15 protein-coding genes are annotated in these 17,057 nt (G+C 44.2%); 14 read left to right on the top strand and 1 reads right to left on the bottom strand.

Going from position 1 to position 17,057, the window contains the following annotated elements:
- The first annotated feature begins 203 nt into the window (after positions 1 to 203).
- The 10 genes from gspG to gspE all read left to right on the top strand — a co-directional run bounded on the left by gspG (position 204) and on the right by gspE (position 10,675).
- Positions 204 to 644 (top strand): type II secretion system major pseudopilin GspG, encoded by a 441-nt coding sequence (gspG, locus tag LZ23_RS15380; RefSeq protein WP_045215395.1) that lies wholly within the window; start codon positions 204 to 206, stop codon positions 642 to 644.
- Positions 616 to 1,101, top strand: coding sequence for a pilus assembly FimT family protein (locus LZ23_RS15375; protein ID WP_045215393.1), 486 nt, complete (start codon positions 616 to 618; stop codon positions 1,099 to 1,101). Before gspG ends, LZ23_RS15375 begins: the two co-directional genes overlap by 29 nt.
- 281 nt (positions 1,102 to 1,382) lie before the next feature.
- Positions 1,383 to 1,814 (top strand): PulJ/GspJ family protein, encoded by a 432-nt coding sequence (locus LZ23_RS15370; RefSeq protein ID WP_198146009.1) that lies wholly within the window; start codon positions 1,383 to 1,385, stop codon positions 1,812 to 1,814.
- Positions 1,815 to 1,914: 100 nt separating this feature from the next.
- Positions 1,915 to 2,658 carry a PulJ/GspJ family protein gene (locus tag LZ23_RS15365; RefSeq protein ID WP_198146008.1) on the top strand — a complete coding sequence of 248 codons (744 nt, stop codon included), beginning with the start codon at positions 1,915 to 1,917 and terminating at the stop codon, positions 2,656 to 2,658.
- 35 nt (positions 2,659 to 2,693) lie between these two features.
- The gene (locus tag LZ23_RS15360) at positions 2,694 to 3,629 is read left to right on the top strand and encodes a type II secretion system minor pseudopilin (protein ID WP_045215391.1); all 936 of its coding nucleotides are present in this window, start codon (positions 2,694 to 2,696) and stop codon (positions 3,627 to 3,629) included.
- 7 nt (positions 3,630 to 3,636) lie between these two features.
- Positions 3,637 to 4,941: a PilN domain-containing protein gene (locus tag LZ23_RS15355; RefSeq protein ID WP_045215390.1), complete on the top strand. Its 1,305-nt coding sequence runs from the start codon at positions 3,637 to 3,639 to the stop codon at positions 4,939 to 4,941.
- Complete coding sequence (gspM, locus tag LZ23_RS15350) at positions 4,938 to 5,537, top strand: type II secretion system protein GspM (protein WP_045215389.1); 600 nt, start codon at positions 4,938 to 4,940, stop codon at positions 5,535 to 5,537. The genes LZ23_RS15355 and gspM overlap by 4 nt, the downstream gene beginning before the upstream one ends.
- Positions 5,534 to 6,463 (top strand): hypothetical protein, encoded by a 930-nt coding sequence (locus tag LZ23_RS15345; protein ID WP_045215387.1) that lies wholly within the window; start codon positions 5,534 to 5,536, stop codon positions 6,461 to 6,463. The genes gspM and LZ23_RS15345 overlap by 4 nt, the downstream gene beginning before the upstream one ends.
- A 354-nt stretch (positions 6,464 to 6,817) precedes the next feature.
- Positions 6,818 to 8,923 (top strand): type II secretion system secretin GspD, encoded by a 2,106-nt coding sequence (gspD, locus tag LZ23_RS15340; RefSeq protein WP_045215385.1) that lies wholly within the window; start codon positions 6,818 to 6,820, stop codon positions 8,921 to 8,923.
- Between the two features lie 78 nt (positions 8,924 to 9,001).
- On the top strand, positions 9,002 to 10,675 hold the full coding sequence (gene gspE, locus LZ23_RS15335; RefSeq protein WP_045215384.1) for a type II secretion system ATPase GspE: 1,674 nt from the start codon (positions 9,002 to 9,004) through the stop codon (positions 10,673 to 10,675).
- A gap of 61 nt (positions 10,676 to 10,736) precedes the next feature.
- Here gspE and LZ23_RS15330 read toward each other — a convergent pair whose 3' ends face one another.
- Entirely contained in the window at positions 10,737 to 10,919 is a 183-nt protein-coding gene (locus tag LZ23_RS15330) for a nucleotidyltransferase family protein (protein WP_045215382.1), read from the bottom strand.
- 568 nt (positions 10,920 to 11,487) lie between these two features.
- Between LZ23_RS15330 and LZ23_RS15320 the strand changes: the two genes are divergently transcribed.
- The 4 genes from LZ23_RS15320 to LZ23_RS15305 all read left to right on the top strand — a co-directional run bounded on the left by LZ23_RS15320 (position 11,488) and on the right by LZ23_RS15305 (position 16,658).
- Positions 11,488 to 12,840, top strand: a complete 1,353-nt coding sequence (locus LZ23_RS15320; RefSeq protein ID WP_157493252.1) for a hypothetical protein — start codon at positions 11,488 to 11,490, stop codon at positions 12,838 to 12,840.
- On the top strand, positions 12,824 to 13,009 hold the full coding sequence (locus tag LZ23_RS15315; RefSeq protein WP_045215379.1) for a hypothetical protein: 186 nt from the start codon (positions 12,824 to 12,826) through the stop codon (positions 13,007 to 13,009). The genes LZ23_RS15320 and LZ23_RS15315 overlap by 17 nt, the downstream gene beginning before the upstream one ends.
- Before the next feature lie 1,331 nt (positions 13,010 to 14,340).
- On the top strand, positions 14,341 to 15,288 hold the full coding sequence (locus LZ23_RS15310; protein ID WP_045215377.1) for an ABC transporter substrate-binding protein: 948 nt from the start codon (positions 14,341 to 14,343) through the stop codon (positions 15,286 to 15,288).
- Entirely contained in the window at positions 15,285 to 16,658 is a 1,374-nt protein-coding gene (locus LZ23_RS15305; RefSeq protein WP_045215376.1) for a sensor histidine kinase, read from the top strand. Before LZ23_RS15310 ends, LZ23_RS15305 begins: the two co-directional genes overlap by 4 nt.
- The last annotated feature ends 399 nt before the right edge of the window (positions 16,659 to 17,057 follow it).

Below are 17,057 nucleotides of genomic sequence, written 5' to 3'. Positions count from 1 at the left end.
GTCAGAAGTCAGGGGGCGGAGGCAGGATCCAGAGAACAGAAAAGAAAAGAGAAGAATTGCCCACGGAATACACGGAAAGACACTGAAAAAAGCAGAAGCAGAATCAGCAGAAGAAGAAAGTAGATTGAGTGGTAATTCATGATGGGTTGCACTTGAACGAAGATCGCTGAAAGATTAATATATACGGAGGATGGATAAAAATAATGCGAAACAAAGAAATTCTGGCGGCTAAGGGTAAACAGAGAGGTTTTTCTCTTATTGAACTTTTGATTGTTATGATTATCCTGGGACTTTTGGCCTCTCTGGTGGGGCCCAGGCTTTTCAGGCATGTGGATGACGCTCGTGTGGGTACGGCCAGGGCTCAAATAGAGTTGTTGGGCACTGCTCTTGATTCATATCGTCTGGATGTAGGTCGTTATCCGACAACTGAGCAGGGACTGCAGGCTCTCAGACGCGAGCCAAGCGGAGTGCGCAACTGGAATGGTCCCTATCTGCCGAGGGAAATTCCTCAGGATCCATGGGGCAGTGACTACCAGTACAGATCTCCTGGTGAGCATGGTGACTATGATTTATGGTCTTTAGGTGCTGATGGACAGCCTGGTGGTGAAGGTGACAATGCAGAAGTCAGGAGTTGGGAGAATTAAAACGCCCTCTTGCTCAGAACTGCCAACGCCTGAAGGTTTCAGTCTGCTGGAAATGCTTGTGGTGCTGCTGATTATTTCAGTGACCATGGGCCTATTTTTCGGGGTAAATTTCCGGCAGAAAGAATCAGTGGTAATCCGCTCTTTTGCATCGGAGTTGTCCATGTTCCTGCAGGCTGCAAGAGGGCAGGCTGTAGCTGATGGCAGGACCAATCTGTGTTTTTATTATCCTGAAAAGGCTTTGATAACTGATGAACTGAAAGGAAGGAATATTCAGGTGCCCGAAGGAGTTGAAATAGTTTTTAAAGACAAAGATCATTCCGAGAGGTATGTTTTTGCATCTTTTTTTTCTGATGGTTCTTTGATTTTGGAAGACTTTTTCATCAAGTCCCAGGAGCATGAATATCATCCTGAAGCAGACCCGTTCATGGGCAGAGTAAGGTTTGGAGCTGGGGAGTGAGGGAATGCTCTGTTAATATTCAGTAAGTCAGGTTTTTCCCATTCATCAGATAGATATTTGAGAGCCAAAAGTTCCTGTCCCCTGCTTCCCTTGAAAAGGCTATACCATTCTAATGCGGGCTGTGCCCACAACCCAGTTATCTGTTATTTGTTATCAGGGTAATGCAGTGAATTCAGGCTTTAGTTCTTCAACTATTAACTGTTAACTGATAACTGATAACAATTTTTTTTACAAGATTGAAGCGGTAAGTTACTAAGTGTAGGCGACAACAGATGGTTTTCATGAGCAGTGAATGCAGACAGGGTTTTACCTTGATTGAGGTCCTGGTGGCGCTTGTTATAACAGGTACTGTGGTTACTGTTTTTTTCCAGGTTTTATCGGCTGCTATGCGACTGGAATACAGTGCTGCAGAGAGGGTTGCTGAAACCATTTACATGCGGCAGGCATACAATCTGGTCATGGCTCAGGATGTTCGGGATGATGATTTCCAGTGGGAGGGCCAGGAAGACGATTATCAGTGGGTATTAACCATTGAGCCTGTTGAAACTTTAAAGACTCAATCTGAGTCTGATGAAACATTGCAGATAGACAGTGAGCTTTATAGGTATGTGTTTAAGTATCAGAGCAAAAATGGGCGGCAATGGGTAATCGAGCGCTACCTGCAACATGAACCTGATTATTTCAGTGAAGATTTCCAAAGGATTCACTTTTGAATTTGTTGTCTATACCATGTTACCTATAAACTAATCACCGATATAAATGTCAAATGCTTCTTTGAAATGTTTTACAGGCAAGCAGCCTTCTGACGGTGGCTTGCCCCATAGTATAGCGGCAGGCAAGCACTCAGGCTTTACATTGCTGGAACTTATTATCTCCATGACCATTATTTCCATGGTTGTGCTGGTGCTGTATTTTGCTTTTTCCACCGGAGTGCGTGTCTGGGACAGGGACGACTCTCAAGCTTCTGAATATGAAAGAATTGAAGCTGTGCTGAGGCTGGTTGAGACCGATCTTGCCGAGGCCGTGCCTTACAATATGAATTGGGAGATGGGCAGCCTTGCTCTTTTTACCGGTGGAAAGACATCTCTATATTATGTAACCGGAAATGGAACAGGTGCCATGGCTGGAGCAGGTGCCGGCCTTTTTTTTACTGCTCTTTATGCAGGAGACTGTCCGGAAGATCCCGAGACATGCCTGTTTTTATATAAATCACCCCGTCCGCATCCTGAATATGTAGAAAATGTTGATGATTTCAGAGGTGCAACAGAAATACAGCGTGAGTACTTTAAGCCGGGGGGGCATATTGAGCAAAACAGTATTCTTTTACTGAAAGGGGTGGAAAGTCTTAAATTTACTTTCAGCATAGATGAATTCCAACCTTTTGGAATGAGTCGTGATGACTCTGGTGAAGTTTCTTTTATGGATGAAGGCGATCTTTCTGAAGACCACTGGAACCAGGATGATTTGCCCGGACAGGTTCGCTTGAGTTTTATGCTGGATGAAAAGTCATATACTGTTCATGCAGCAGTAGCCTTGAGTACGCCTGTTAGAAACTGATAATTTAGCAGATAGTTACGCATTTCAAGGTTACCATGAAATCTTATTCCGGTCATAAGGGTTTTATCCTCATAGCAGTTTTATGGATCTCACTTCTTCTTTCAATTTTTGCCCTGAACATGTCCACCAAATCAAGGCTTATGGGGGTACAGGCCCTGAATATTGAAAATACCACCCTGCATTACCAGGCTTTGTATTCAGGTCTGGCAAGAGGATATCATGAATACCGCAAATATCGCAATAATCTTGGAGTTTTTGAAAGCAAGGATGAGTGGGAGTCATTCAGCGGTCAGGAACTGGATTTGTGGTTTCCGAGATATGAGCCATACATAATTGAAATGGGTGACGTTGAGATTGGGATACGAATACTTAACGCCCATGGCAAAATTGATATTAATCAGGTCGGTTTAAGCCGGCTTATGGAAATAGCAGAGCTTTGCGGTGCCCAGTACGGAGTTGAAACCACCTCAGTAGCAAATTCCATCCTGGACTGGATTGACGAAGATGATTTGACAAGAGCTGAGGGAGCAGAAAAAGACTATTATCTTGGGCTTGCTGATCCCTATCTTCCCAAGAATAATACTATCCAGGATATTCGTGAACTGCTGATGGTGCGGGGCATAACCCGTGAAAGGTTTTACGGAACAGATGATCATCCGGGGCTAAGTGATTTTTTTTCTACCCGCGGTGATGATGAGATGCTGGACATTAACAGCGCACCGCCGGAAACCTTTGCGGTGCTGGGTAATATTTCTGACAGTGTAGTGGATGACATTATCCACAAAAGAAGCTCAAATCCCATATCTAATATGGCTGATCTTGCCGAGATTGTACCTTTTGAGTATTTTGATCTGCTGCAGCAATACTTTAGAGTGGCTGAAGTCAGGAACGTGGAGATCCAGGCCTTTATTGTTCTGGATGATGGTTCTCAGGGAAGAACTGTCTCCCGGATTTTTTCCACAGGAGGTTGAATAAACATTGACTGACAAATTGATAAATATTTTTTTTACATCTGATTTTCATGTTTTTGTATTAACAGATAAGGTCGTTGTTAAGAAAGGCATGTCAGGTATAGGTGCTCACCTTGCCCAGGATGTAGTTCGAGAATACCGTTATAACAGTGTGGATGATCTTGCCGGTATCCTGGCTCAGGTCAGAAGGGACTTTAATCCTCAACCGACAGACCGCTGGTTTCTTGGGCTGCCCTTGAGATATTTTACTTTAATTAATTTCAGTTTGCCTGCTGTGGCCAGGGAAAATCTGGATCAGGCTGTGCGCTACGCCCTGATTAGACATATTCCTTATGATCTGGATCAGGCTCAAGTAAGCTATCAGGTGGTTGAGTCTCAGGGAACCCTGGAAATTTCCGCAGTTATTATTGGCAAAGATACTTTGAGGCCATTTATTGAGTCAGCTTCTAATAACGACTTGACTCTTTACAGTGTTTTTCCGTCAGTTTTATACTGGACCAGCATCTATGGTGATGGAACATATGTTTCTCAGGCTCACGGATATGGGGAGTGCCTGGTTTATCAAAATGGCAGAATAGTCATGCAGACCTGGGCAGCCAGCATAGAAGACGATTCATACTTTCCCGAAGAGACCAGCAGGCTTCTGGCCAACATTTCAGAGCTTCCGGATAAGTTATTGCTCTGGGAGCATGTCATGTCACCGGATGATCTTGCTGAAAGACTGGGTGTGGGTGATGCTGATACTGATACGACTGTGCTCAGCCTTGATCAGCCCCATGGCAGTAAATCCGGCTCCAAGTCAATGACAGGATATGAAATCAGCCTGCTGCCGGACTATCTTCGCAGAAGAAAGGCCTTAAATACCTACATGGTTTACGGCAGCATACTGTTTTTTATCGTCACATTGTTTGTCATGCCTGTCTCAAAGCTGGCTGGACAGAAAAGGCATTTAACCAAAATTGAAAATCGCATTGAAAGAATCAGTGACAGCGCCGAGGAAATTAATCGTTTGAGGCATGAAAGCAGTGCTATTATGGACAGCATAGAAGCCATGGCTGAAATGAAAAGGGGGTACCCTTCGGTTATCAGTATATTAAGTGAATTGACCGAGGCGGTGCCTGAAAGCGCCTGGCTATACAGGCTGGATTATTCCAACAAAAGTGTCACAATCCAGGGAGAGGCTGATTCAGCAACAGCGGTAATTGAAGCTATAGAAAATTCCCCAGGTTTCAAAGAAGTAAGGTTCAGCTCTCCGGTTACCAAGTCAGGTGCCAGAGACAGGTTTACTGTAGTGGCGGAGGTGGTGATATGATGGATAAGATGAAGGACATTCTGCAGTTTAATACTGACAGCGCAGGTAACAGCAGTAACAGGATTAGAATCCTTCTGATCGGAGTCATGGCTGTTCTGGTTCTTCTGGTACTGGCCAGGTTTTTGACAGGCGTTTATAACAGCTATGCCATGAATATCCAGAATGATATTGATATGAAGATGACTCATTACAACAGCCTGATCAGGGTGATGGCCAATTCTGAAAGATTTCAGCATGAGCACAATGTGCTTAACAGCTTCAGGGGAGATTTTCTTGATGCAGGGTTGATCAGAGCTTCTACACCGGCCCTTGCTGAGGCGCAATTGCAGAACCTGGTCAATGCCATTGCAGATGAGGCCAATATCAATGTGTTGAGTATGAGAATGCTGCCCAGGACCAGTCAGGGAGATATAACCAATCTTAAAATTGGAATAAACACCAGGGGTGAAATTGGAGCCATCAGAGACTTTTTGCGAATGGCTCAGGAAAATGATAAATTTCTCTTTGTGGATCAGATTCAGATTCAAGTCATGAACCAGAGAGAGAGAAGATACTACAACTTTAACGCTGAAATAGTTGCCTGGACAATGTCATGAAGAATTTTATTCAAAAAATTAAAGGCCCCCATCTGTTCGTAACTCTGGCATTTGTTATGGCAGGCATGCTCGTGCTTGGACTTAGTGTCAGGGGCTATAAGGAATATTCACAAAAGGATATTGTTGTGGCTGACGTGCAGACAGCTCAAGATCCTGATGTTACCATGGAAGAATTGAGAGCCATGCTGAATATACAAAGAGATGCTGCTGGCCGTAGCTTTGAAGTTGTGGCGCAAAAAAACCTCTTTTCTCCTGATCGCAAGGCCTGGCAGGCCCCTCCGCCTGCAGTGACAGAGCAGGAGCCGGAACCCCCCAGGGCGCAAAGATTGAATCCTCGAGAGTTCAAGCTTTATGGGATTACTTTTGCGGGTGATGAAAAAATGGCTCTTATATATTACCAGCGTTTACCTGAACAATCCAGGAGCAGGCTGGTTGTAGAGGGCGAGACTGTCTATCATGAGCGAGAAGGTGGCGAAGAGATCTTCCGGGTGGCTCAGGTTGATAGAGATTCAGTAATTATTGAATCAGGAAATGATCGTTTTGAAGTAGGGTTATTCAGTCATGAAAGGCAGGTTGTGGAGACTTCAGGCCGGGCTCAAATGTCTATTGTGATTGGGGGATCCGGAAAGGAAACAGTACCATCAAAGCCTTCTCAGGCAGCAGCACCTGGACAGCCAGCGGGGCCTGGAACTCCGGTTTCTGCAGCCCAGGAAGCGGGTCCGGGTCCTGCAGCACCTGGAACCCAGGAAGATTCTGGTGCAGCCCCGCAACCAGGCAGTTTACCTGAGCTGCTGCAGAGAATGAGAGAAAGTGCTGATCCAGGTGACAGGGAACAGCGCATGCAAGAAATGGAAGTACAGGTTGAGGAGGGAACCATGCGCAGGATTGACACTCCGTTTGGACCTATATACAGACCGGTAAATTAGGCGATCAAGGGGTTTCTGAGTGGAAGGCTGAAGACTGAGGGGAAGGCTGAAGGCTGAAGGTGGAAGGCTTAAGATTTAGAAGGCTGAATGCTGAAGAATGAAGAATGAAGGCTGAAGGTTTAGAAGGCTGAAGGTGGAAGGCTTAAGATTGAAGATTGAAGATTGCAGGCTGAAGGCTGGAGAATGAAGGCTTAAGATTGAAGGTTTGGGCGCATGGATATTTTTGCTTTTGTCTGTGTCAAATTTTTTCTTGCTTTTTGCTGACCCGGAAAAATCCTGCTGTACAGGAAATCCCTGGGATTTGTTTCTCAGGGCAGGCAGAATTGAAGCGGCAAGTTACTAAAGGAATTGTAAATGAAAAGAATCGGCATTTTTTTAATATTTTTATTATGTATATCCTGTGCAGGTAAGACGAGTCTGCCTCAAAGTGTTGATATACCGCGAAAAGAAGCGGAGATGATGCTTGATGAGGTTCAGGAAAAAGAAACAGTCAGAGAGCGTCCAGGGGTTGAAAGTGAAGCCAGAAGGCTTAATTCCAGGCTGCAGGAAATAATTGCAGATTCGCCCATCAGTGTGCGGGATCAGATTTTTACCCGCGATGAAACTGATGAATCTCCCAAAGATCTGTCTTTCAGTTTTTATGATGCTGACCTTGTGGAAGTGGTCAGAGTTTTTATGAAGCTTTTGGAGCAGGACTACATCATTCACCCTGATGTTTCTGGTCGTGTCAGCCTTTTTGTTGACGACAACTTTAACTCTGAGCAGCTTCTTGATTTGTTGTCAGGAGTGCTCAGGGTAAATAATATGGCTATGATAAGACCAGACAATGTCTGGGAAATTCTACCCCAGTCAAAAGTATCCAGACATATTGCTCATGATAGAATAATTTTTCCAGACTCGGAAAAAACGCCGAGAAGGGGCCAGATCATTCAAGGTTTCAGGTTAAATTTTATTGCTGCCTCTGAGATGATTAATATTCTGACACCATATCTTTCTCAAAATGCCCAGGTTTACGCTCATGAGGATAAGGGGGTGCTGCTGGTATCCGACTTTCCACATTCTCTGGAAAGAGTCTCTGAACTGGTCAATGTTTTTGATGAAAGTATTTTTGCTGATGTTTATGCCAAAGTTTTTCCTTTAAGATACATAAGTTCAGATGATGCTGCGGAAGAATTGAAGGGTATTGCTGAAACTTTCGGTCTGGAGAGAACTCATGTGGGAGCCAGAGCCAGGGTTTCTTTTCTGCCCTTAGAAAGGATGAATATGGTACTGGCTGTAACAAGAAGTGAGCAGGTGCTGGATTTTGTTGAAGCCTGGGTAGATGGTCTGGACCAGGAACTTCCGGATTTTCTCACTGGCAGGAACCATGAAAACATATACGTCTATTATGTTCAATACGGTGATGCTGAGGAAATCGTATCCTCTCTGCAGGGAGTGTTTGAGGATAGAGGAGACAGAAATGACCAGAATGGACCTGTCCGATCACCTGATGCGGGTGAAGGGGATGAGCGCTCTTCTGCAGTCATGGGTTCAGTAAGTGGTGAGTTAAGCGGCAGAGTAACTTTTACCGTGGACAGTACGACAAACTCCATTATTACCAGGTGTAATTCACTCGATTATCCCAAAGTCCTGTCCGTGATTGAAAAGCTTGACTTGTATCCAAGGCAGGTATTGATTGAAGTGGTAATAGCCGAAGTCAATCTGACGGATCAATCTTCTCTTGGGGTTGACTGGAGATATCTTTTGAGTTTTGGTGATGGAGTTACTGGAGCTGTAAGTGCAGGAAGTCCAGGGCAGCAGGGATCAGCTTTTCCTACTACGGGGGGAGGTGTATTTGGCATTGCCAGCGCCAATCGACTGAGAGCTGTTTTGCAGGCTAATTTGAGTGAGTCCAAGATGCAGATTTTATCCACTCCTACATTACTGGCTTCTGACAATAAACCTGCTACCATTAACATTGGAGATCAGATTCCTTACCCAACCTCTTCAAGAAGAAGAGTTGATGATTCAGATCGCTCGGACGTGGTGGATACTACTATCCAGTACAGGGATACAGGCATTATTTTAAAGGTTACGCCTAAGATAAACCAGCGTGGCATGGTCCGTATGGAGATATCACAGGAGGTCAGCACTTTTGTGGGCAACCAAACCATCGGAGAGGTTGAGGCCCCTGTGGTCAACACCAGGCACACAGAAACTACGCTTGCTGTAGGCGACCAGGAAACCGTAGTCATTGCCGGACTTATGGAGCAAATTAGAGACGATGGCTATACCGGGGTACCCTTTTTGGGTCGAGTTCCAGGAGTTCGCAATCTTTTTGGGGAGCAAAGGAGCAGGACTCAGAATAAGGAGTTGCTGGTTTTCATCACCCCTCATGTTATTATCAGTCAGGATGACTCAAGATTCCTGACCAGGAATTTTCTATCCAAGCTTGATGATCTGAAGGAAAATATGAGGTGATTCTAAGCCCGTAGTTTGGCTGTTTAGTTTAACGTAACAGTTTTACTGTTTTTTTAATACGCTTAATTTCGGAGATATATGTCCAGTATAGTAGATTTGATGATTCAGAACAATCTGATAACCCGCAAAGATTATGACCGGATGGTGGGTGCCAGTGGACGTGATGAGCCTTTTCATCGTCTTGCAGTTCGTTCCGGACTGGTTTCAGAGGATGACTACCTGGCTCTGGTCAGGGACGCTTATAATTATGAGCTTCTCGAAGAACTTCCGCAGGATTTTGATCCTGATCAATTTTCCCATATCTCTCCTGTGTTTCTCCAGGAACATAACCTTTTGCCTTTAGAACTGAATGAAAAACAGGTCCGGGTAGTTGTAAATGATCCTTTCGATTATCTTGTTTTAGATACGTTGAAGAAGTTATACCCAGGAAGACGGGTATATATTTTACTTTCTCGCAAAGAAAAAATTACTCAGTGGCTTGACGAGTACTTCCATCAGGAAGGCAGGGAGCAGGCCAAAGATGACCAGGCAGATGAAGTTTCTGAATCAGCTTATGAGTTTGAAGATCTGGAGCATCTCAAGGATCTGGCCTCAGAAGCTCCTGTCATCAAAAAGGTAAACCAGTTTTTGACCAGCGCGGTGGAAGAAAAGGTCAGCGATATTCATATAGAACCCTTTGAGGACAGGCTGCTCATCAGGTTCAGGCAGGATGGTCTTTTGCATGAACACCTGACCCTTCCTCCTTACATGCAGCAGGCCATAAGCACCAGGCTCAAGATTATGGCCAGGTTAGATATCGCTGAAAGACGCATTCCACAGGATGGTCGGATTAAAACCAAGATAGCTGGCAAGGATATTGATATACGAGTTTCCTGTCTGCCCACAGTTTACGGTGAAAGCGTGGTCATGCGCCTCCTGGATCGAACCAGCACCTCTTTTTCTCTGGAAAAGCTCGGGTTTCCTGAAAGAGAGTTCAAGCTTTTTCAGAAATTGATTCACTCTCCCTATGGCATACTGCTTGTAACCGGGCCAACTGGAAGCGGAAAAACCACAACACTTTATTCAGCCCTGAATACAATTAACTCCATTGATAAAAAGATAATAACCATTGAAGACCCGGTGGAATATGAGCTTGACGGCATTAATCAGATCCACGTCAATCCCAAGGCCGGGCTTAACTTTGCGTCAGGCCTTAGATCCATTGTCAGGCAGGACCCTGATGTTATACTTATAGGTGAGATACGGGACAAGGAAACAGCAGACATTGCCATTCAGTCAGCTTTGACCGGGCACCTGGTCTTTTCCACCCTGCATACCAATGATGCAGCAGGGGCTATATCCAGGCTTATTGAAATTGGGGTGGAAGACTATCTTCTGGCTTCATCGCTTATTGGCATAATGGCCCAACGACTGGTGCGTATTCTTTGTCCTGAATGTAAGAAAAAATTTGTTCCGGATGAGGTAGTTATTGAAAAATACGGGCTCAGTTTTAATGGACGACCCAAAGAGATCTTTCAGCCTGCCGGGTGTCAGAAATGTGGATTTTCAGGTTATAGCGGGCGTATTGCAATTTTTGAGCTTATGGTGATTAATGATGACATCAGAGAAATGATTCTGCAGAACAAAAGCGTGGTTGCCATCCGCAAGATGGGCCTTGAACAGGGTATGACTTTGCTTCGCAGTGATGGCTGGAGCAAAGTGGTGGAAGGAACAACTTCCATAGAAGAGGTGCTGCGGGTTACGGGACAATAAGATGAAACCTCTGGTTATAGTTTAACCTTTTTAAGGTAAGCAGATTAATATAGTTGTCCCTCTATCGGGGGGCAGTAGTAAGTTTCATGTGTTTTGAAACAATTATACCTACATCCACATCACTGTTTTGATCCTGATGTCCTGCAGCATACGACCCAAAAAGGTAAGCGCTGTCAAATTCCAGAATCTGTTTTACTCTACAGACATAGTCTCTGGCTAAAGTTATAGCCTCTTGCGTATCCATTTGAACAGCTCCTCTGTTTTGCTTAAAATCTCTTGGGTATGACCATGTTTCAGATTTTTATACTGCAAATTCCTGTATTCCGGATAGCGAGCCTGAATATTCAGAGGTTTCAGTTCATCGATAAAATCAGTATGTTCTGAAGGTATCTCATCCAGCAACCCTGTTTTTTTGAGATAGCAATGCCAGATTGTGTGCACGGGGAGGAATAGCAGAAAACACCTTTTGCCAATGTGCTTTGAGAATTTTTTCAATGGATTGATGACACATAAACCCGACTTAGAGGTATCTCCACGCGTCAAGCATTGACCTGGTTGTTTGCAGATCGTAATCTGATATCTCCAGCCAGTATTGTATTTTTGTATTTTTTGATGTCATTTGGATTGTTATGTTCCCATGCTCTACGCAGGTAGTTGCTATATGCTCCGCGTCCGCTAAACAGAAACCGTTCCACCATTCCCGGACCGGACTTTGCGGTATTGTGCCGCATTATACGCAACAGGCCAGCGGAATAAGAGTAATAATCAGCCTGTTGCAAAAAATCATAAAATCAAATAAATGTACCACACAAATGCAAAATTTTTATGACAGTTTAATCCAGATAGAAAGCTTTAACCAGGTATCAGAGTTGGAAGCAAAAGTCGGTTCCGACTATTTGTCAGATCACTCTGCCACAATGCTTAAAGAAAGCCTGGCTGATTGCGTACAGGAACTTATTCTGGAGTATCCCTATGTTGACAAGGATTTCAGGAGCACCTTTTACAGTGATTTTTCTAAAAGACACAGGCAGATAGACAGAAATTCATACCGAGTTCACTTGTTTGGTGAAAATGAAAAATATTTTGGCTTTTTTACGCTCAGAAACACTTCGCCTTTTAACCTTGGGCGAGGGTGTATCGATCCAAAAGCATTGTCAACCAGGCCCGGCCATCTACTTTTAACCAGATTTGAGGTTCACCTGCTGGGTAAAACTTATACTGTTGACGCGTTTCCATGGATGCAGCAGGATGCGAATATTTCCAGATGCGCTCAAGTATCTATATGGGCTATTGCCAGGTATTACAGTGAAAAATACCCCCAATACGCGGAGCATACTATACAGCAGATATTTGAACTGGCCTCTTCTCATACCCGTAAAATTCCATCCAAAGGACTGACGATTGAGAATATATCAAGTATTTTCAGCTTGATAGGATTTTATCCGGAAATTTATTTCAGCGAAGTAGTTAATGACCGTAAGATCTTTAATGAAATTATCTATATTTTTATTGAATCTGGAATTCCTATTGTTGCTGGACTGAGAGAAAAAAGACATGCGATTACCGTTACTGGTCATTTAAAAATTGCGCCGACAAAAGTTGTTCAACATCAGATAGCCCCCATGTCTGATCTTATTCAAGGATATTTTTCAGTTGACGATAACTATCCGCCATACTCAGTTGTTGGAGCTGAAGGTAAAAATTCAATATCTGACATTGATTCTATTATAGTGCCTCTATATGAAAAGATGTATCTGGATGTGCTGACTCTGCTTACACGGGTCTTGCCCCAGGTTGAAAGGTCCTTTTTACCGCACAACACTATGTACAGAAGAGTTTTCATGACTTCTTCGAAATCGTTCAAGAGGTTTATTTTTGACCATATCGCTGATGAGACATACCGGGCGCAATTGCTTATGCTGAAGATGCCCAAATTTATCTGGGTAATCGAATATATTGCCAGAGACTCTTATCCTGACTATGTTGATTCACGGTTTATATTTGACGCCACAGCAATGGAATACGCTGATCTTGAAAAAATAATGATAGCGGCCAGGATTGGGAAACAGTTTATATGCAATGGGGCATCCGGAAAACTCAATGATGACCCCGAACCCATTTATGTCAATAATTTAAGGGAGGCAGGCCATGGAATGGATGAATAAACTCTTTGAGGCCGGGAAAAAACTTGAGATGAAGGAAGATAAGGATATTAAGGATAAACTCAGACACATCAATGCTAATCTAAGAGACAATCTTCAGGAAAACATTGAAAAAGACCGTTTCCGCGAACAAAGGACGTTGGAAATAAGCAGACAATACTATCTTGGGTAGACACTTCCTCGGTTTGCGGATCTGGTGATGTGGGAGTTGGTGAAGAAGATTTAACCCCATTTTCCGCATGCTTAGACGAAATTTTCTGTTATTTCAAAATATTATCTTATTTCTGGTTTGTTTTGCCAGCACTACTTTTGTTTCGTTTTTATTTTCCTCGGTTTTATTGCAATGCTGCTTATCCCCAGGGTAGAATAAACTTTTTTTGTTCAATGGTCGGGTTAGTACAGCTTCTGACTGAGATAACACATCTACGATTGTTGTTACTTGTAGGCTTCTCACCCGGTGCGGCATGAGACCGAACTTCTGAGCAACTTGAAATAGCCTTAACGCGTTAGGGATTGCCGCGCTCGCCCCAGTTGAATGGCTGCGCCAAAACTGGGTTTATTCTACGGGATAAAAAGACTCGCTCGCAATGACACCTGAGCTGTCAGGGATGTGGTTGCTGAAAACCTGTCACCCACAAATGAGCCTAAGCGACCATAGCAATCTGTATGGCAAAAGCATAATATTCTGAATTTATTGGATATTCGATTGTAGTTACTTGTAAGCTCCTCACCCGGGCGGCCCGGGACCGAACGTGTGAGTAACTTTACGATTCTGTCACTTTTCTGGAAATTGGGACAGTCCCCGCGAGGTACTATAAAAAATATTGATGCTGCATTGGTTCCTGAAAGAAATTTGCTTCAATGGAAAAATTTACACAGCGAGGGACAGTCCCCCTCCGGGCTGTAAGCCTCCGGGCAGGAAGCTGTGCCAGGCGCAAAGTTTCCATCTTTGACGGAACTTTTCTTGCATATGTGTGCATGAATCATGAGCAAAAATGTGAAAAATGTAAAAAATGTAACCGTCTAATTTTATTAGCAAAACGATTATAGTCGCTTGTAAGCTCCTCACCCGGGCGGACCGGGACCAAACTTGTGAGTAACTAAAAAATCAGCCTTAGCACGTTTGAGATTGCCGCGCTCGCCCCAGTTGAATGGCTGCGCCTACACTGCGTGTATTCAACGGGATAAAAAGACTCGCTCGCAATGACACCTGAACTGTTAGGGATGTAGTTGCTCAAAACCTGTCACCCGCGAGGGAGCCAGAGCGACCGAAGCAATCTGTACGGTAAAATCATAATGCTCTGAATTTATTACTAATTTGGTTTTAGTTACTTTGAAGGCAAGTGGGTCCAGGAAGAACCAGTCCCGGTGCCGTACCCGAAGGTCTTTACTATTGTTGCTCAGGATGCATGATATAAAATAGAAGCACTGTAATAGAAAAAAGTATGTATTTAATGCTGAGTATATGTAGCAGGCTAAAAAGTCACAGATTTTTACAGGATCATGATAGATACCGGCTTTAATTCATACCGCCGTGTGGGGCGAACTTTATTATGGTTTCTGCTGTTTCTATTTTTATTTTTTCCATGGTTACCCTCCGCCTCGGCCCAGACCGGGGACATCTCTGCCGCACTTGTTGTATCCAGACACATTAAACCATACATGGATGCCCTGGATGGGCTCAGGCGATCACTTAATCGAGACGCAGGCATTGAGCATAGTGCTTTTGTTCTGGAACAGTATGATCTTGAGCAGCCGCAAAGAATCATCAGGGAAATCCTGGCCCGGGATTTTGATGTTCTTATTTCCATAGGTCCTGAAGCCGCTTCCATAAGCATGTCCATTTCAGAACAAAGTGATTTGACAACAATATATACCATGGTTCATAACCCGGCCATACTTGCCCAGGATGCAAATGGCCTGGGCTGCGGCGTGGCTTTACGTATTCCAGCCATCAACCAGCTTCGCGATATTAATGATGCTTTGCCGGAGGCATCAAAGTTGGGCCTGCTGTTTGATCCCAACATAAATAACACCTTTTTTGAGTTGGCCAGCAAACAATCAGAACAATCAGATTTAGAACTTATTCCCCTCAGAGTTCAGTCCAGCAGAGATATTCCTGAAGTGCTCCGTGAACATTGGGCACATGTTGATGCCATATGGCTTATCCCGGACCAGACCGTTATCTCACAGACCTTGATTGAATATATAATCAAGCAAGCCCTTTTGCATGGCAAGCCGGTTATCGGCTACAACAGGTTTTTCTATGATTCAGGAGCAGCCATTGCTTTTGCCTTTGATTTTGGGCGTATAGGTGAGCAGACCGCAGGCCTGACTGAAGAATTGCTGCGCTATGGGTATTGTCCCAGCGTAACACCTGCCTATGACCTGCTGATTAACCACAGAGTATTCAGAAGTTTAAGTATTGACCTGCCAGGAGCAAATCAATGAAATCGCCCGGGTTTCACTTCAGACTGCTGGCAACGGCTTTTGTTCTTATTGGGGGGGCGGTGTTTGTCATGGGATATCTTGGCTTTGGCATGACCCAGCGTTATGTACTGGCCAGGTTTGAAGAAAGAAATGAATTTCTGGCTGGTTATCTGGCACGAAACGCTGAGCTTGGTATTCTTATTGGTGATGAACAGATGCTTTCCAGGCTGGGTATGGGCCTGTTGTCAGAATCCGATGTGGCAGGTGTTGAAATATTTGATTCGCAGGGAAAAGAGTTGGTTTCCCTATTTGAAGGCCAGCTGTATGATTATGTAGTTGTCTACTCCAGTGTGATGCTTCGTGCTGTGGGAGAGGAACCATTCCATAGCAGGGATTTTGCGGGAATTGAGCAGCCAGGTGACATAATAGGTCAGATCGCAATTTATTTCAGTTTGCATGAAATTAATGACATTCAGGCTTCATTAGTCCGTAATTTTGCTGTTTTATCCTTTGGTGTGGCTTTGTTGTCCATCTTTGTGTTTTATATTATATCCAGATCTCTGGTTAACCCGGTAAATAAGCTTGCCCATGTTGCCGGCAGAATAGCATCCGGAAGCAGAAAAGTAAGGGCAAGACCGGATACGATCCCGGAAACTCGTGAGCTGGCTCTGGCATTTAACTCCATGCTTGACTCTCTTGATGAAAGCAACAAACAGCTTGAAAAGCTGTATAGAGATATGGCTAGACAGAAAACCCTGGCCGAACTGGGAAAATTTGCCATGCTCATTGCCCATGAAGTTAAAAATCCTTTAAGCATCATTAAAAGCTCTTTGGATGTTCTCAAAGATGAAGCAGGCTTAACCAGTAATGACCCCATGGTCCACTATATTGAAGATGAAATCAGACGCATCAGCCGCCTTCTTGAGGATTTTCTGGCCTTTTCCAGGCCGTCACGGCCCGATCTGCGTGATATTGACTTAAATCAGCTGGTCAGTGAATGTGTGGACAGATTGCAGGTACAGTATGACCGGGATACCCTTGAACTGGTAACATCTATAGAAAGCAAAGAGTATGTGAGCCAGGCGGATAAAGATCTGATGGCCAAGGCACTGCACAATTTGCTGAAAAACGCCATAGAGGCCAATGAGCACTCTGGAAAAATTTTGGTCAGAAGCTGGCATCAGGATAAGTGGATTATGGAAGTTGAGGATCAGGGACCAGGTATTGCCTTGAGTATGGAAGATAAAATTTTTGAGCCTTTTTTTACCACCAAAAATAAAGGCAGCGGGTTGGGACTGGCCTTTGTATCATATGTTATTGATGCTCATGGTGGAGTGGTCAGAGGGTATAACAAGGAAAGTGGCGGAGCAGTATTTCGGGTGGAGTTATGAACTTGAGAGTTCAGAGTTACTAATACGGGCTGTGCCCGCAACCCAATTGAAACAAGTTTCGTTAGGTTGGGGCGATAACCGTATTTTTTAGGCTGAAGGCTGAAGGCTGAAGACTGAAGGTTTAAGGCTGAAGGCTGAAGGCTGAAGGCTGAAGACTGAAGGTTGAAGGTTGAAGGCTGAAGGCTGAAGACTGAAGGTTGAAGGCTGAAGACTGAAGGTTGAAGACTGAAGGTTGAAGGCTGAAGACTGAAGGTTGAAGGTTGAAGGTTGAAGGCTGAAGGCTGAAGACTGAAGGTTGAAGGCTGAAGACTGAAGGCTGAAGGTTGAAAGGTGAGGAGTGAAGAGTGAAGGTTGAAGGTTGAAGGTTGAAGGTTGAAGGTTGAAGGTTGAAGGCTGAAG

It is taken from the genome of Desulfonatronovibrio magnus, from assembly GCF_000934755.1.
Classification (GTDB): Bacteria; Desulfobacterota; Desulfovibrionia; order Desulfovibrionales; family Desulfonatronovibrionaceae; genus Desulfonatronovibrio; species Desulfonatronovibrio magnus.
Note: the sequence above shows the minus strand (reverse complement) of the source record. Positions and strands in the feature narration are given on the sequence as shown.

Coding starts and splice junctions, on each gene's coding strand:
- LZ23_RS15370 (WP_198146009.1), top strand. CDS start 1,383: ATGAGCAGTGAATGCAGACAGGGTTTTACCTTGATTGAGGTCCTGGTG.
- LZ23_RS15315 (WP_045215379.1), top strand. CDS start 12,824: ATGGAATGGATGAATAAACTCTTTGAGGCCGGGAAAAAACTTGAGATG.
- LZ23_RS15320 (WP_157493252.1), top strand. CDS start 11,488: ATGCAAAATTTTTATGACAGTTTAATCCAGATAGAAAGCTTTAACCAG.
- gspE (WP_045215384.1), top strand. CDS start 9,002: ATGTCCAGTATAGTAGATTTGATGATTCAGAACAATCTGATAACCCGC.
- LZ23_RS15375 (WP_045215393.1), top strand. CDS start 616: ATGCAGAAGTCAGGAGTTGGGAGAATTAAAACGCCCTCTTGCTCAGAA.
- LZ23_RS15305 (WP_045215376.1), top strand. CDS start 15,285: ATGAAATCGCCCGGGTTTCACTTCAGACTGCTGGCAACGGCTTTTGTT.
- LZ23_RS15345 (WP_045215387.1), top strand. CDS start 5,534: ATGAAGAATTTTATTCAAAAAATTAAAGGCCCCCATCTGTTCGTAACT.
- gspD (WP_045215385.1), top strand. CDS start 6,818: ATGAAAAGAATCGGCATTTTTTTAATATTTTTATTATGTATATCCTGT.
- gspG (WP_045215395.1), top strand. CDS start 204: ATGCGAAACAAAGAAATTCTGGCGGCTAAGGGTAAACAGAGAGGTTTT.
- LZ23_RS15330 (WP_045215382.1), bottom strand. CDS start 10,919: ATGGATACGCAAGAGGCTATAACTTTAGCCAGAGACTATGTCTGTAGA.
- gspM (WP_045215389.1), top strand. CDS start 4,938: ATGATGGATAAGATGAAGGACATTCTGCAGTTTAATACTGACAGCGCA.
- LZ23_RS15310 (WP_045215377.1), top strand. CDS start 14,341: ATGATAGATACCGGCTTTAATTCATACCGCCGTGTGGGGCGAACTTTA.
- LZ23_RS15360 (WP_045215391.1), top strand. CDS start 2,694: ATGAAATCTTATTCCGGTCATAAGGGTTTTATCCTCATAGCAGTTTTA.